We start from the raw sequence: 1276 nt of genomic DNA on the forward strand, positions 1-1276 counted from the left end.
GGGCACCTCGAAAAACCCGGCTTATACGTTGCCGAACGGGCTGAGCTAACCGCAAGACTCCAGTTTTAATCGATTACGTCTCGTTTTGGGGCCCTCTGGACCTGCAGCGGAGGTCTCTGTGTGCCCATGAGGCACACCGAACCACCACCAACGGCTCAAAACGCCTTAATCCCGGCCCGCTGGAAGTACACCAGCCGCTTCAGGTTATAGCAGGCAGCCATCATGGTCATCGCAAAGTTGGCCCTCGCTTGACCCACTGTGCGGATCAACTTGCCACCCATCTGATCGACGCTGGCGAACACATGCTCGACACGGGCACGGGTTTTGGCAATCCGCTTATTGCGTCGTTGCTGGCACTCCGATAACGGTTTCTGGCGGTGGCCTTTGCGCTGAATATGGTTGCGATAGCCGTGCTCTTTCAGCCAGGCTTCTCGCTCGGTCGAGGGGTAACCGCGATCGGCATAGACGTCCTGACTGGTGTTGTGCCGATCAAGAACAGCCTCGAAATGTTGGCTGTCATGCACTTTGGCAGTGTCACACTGAAAACGCCGGATCACCTTGTACTTGGCATCGACGTTGATTGACAGTTTGTAGCCAAAATGGCTCTTTCCGTGCTTCTTGGTCCAGCTGGCATCGGTATCCTTCTGCCGCCGTTTAGCGGGCTTCCAGTCCGCTGGCATGGCATTTTGATCCAGCAGCTCTTTGTCACTGCGTCGGTTATGCTGCTTGGGCGCTGGCACCAGAGTAGCATCAATGATCTGGCCACCACGGGCGATGAAGCCCTGCTTGAACAGTTGCGCCGATACACCATCGAACAGGGCCTGGGCACCGGCTTCACCGATGCGATTTTCAAAGTGCCAAATCGTGGTGCGATCCGGAATATTGATGGCTTGGGTCAGCCCGCAGAAGCGCTGATAGCTCATTCGGTCCAGCAGCTGGTACTCCATCTGTTCATCCGACAGGTTATAGAGGCGCTTGAGTACCAGGATGCGCACCATGGTTTCAGTCGGGTACGGTGGTCGCCCACCCTGAGTGCTTTCGACTCGAGGCGCGATGCAGTCAACTTCAGCGGCCAGTGCGGAGAAGTTGATGTGCTGCTCAATCTCAGCCAGAGGATCGCCGATCCGGTCGATCTTTTCACGGTGATGTTCGCTGGCAAAGAGGTCGTTTTTGATTGCGCTACGCTTCTTCATGGTACTGATCTATCGGGTGTTAGTGGTTGCTTGATGCTATCACAGGGCTACCGGTGCTGTGAGGGAGGTTTTTCGAGGTGCCC

Annotated in this window: 1 protein-coding gene; it reads right to left on the reverse strand. The window is 56.0% G+C overall.

The genetic code is table 11. The features are described from left to right. Positions 1 to 155: 155 nt before the first annotated feature. Positions 156 to 1193, reverse strand: coding sequence for an IS5 family transposase (locus XMM312_RS11425; RefSeq protein ID WP_173482300.1), 1038 nt, complete (start codon positions 1191 to 1193; stop codon positions 156 to 158). Between the last annotated feature and the right edge of the window lie 83 nt (positions 1194 to 1276).

Origin of the sequence: Marinobacterium sp. xm-m-312, from assembly GCF_013283295.1 — a bacterium.
Lineage (GTDB): Bacteria > Pseudomonadota > Gammaproteobacteria > Pseudomonadales > Balneatricaceae > Marinobacterium_E.

Excerpts from the sequence above, each read along its gene's own strand:
- XMM312_RS11425 (WP_173482300.1), bottom strand. The coding sequence starts at position 1,193 with ATGAAGAAGCGTAGCGCAATCAAAAACGACCTCTTTGCCAGCGAACAT.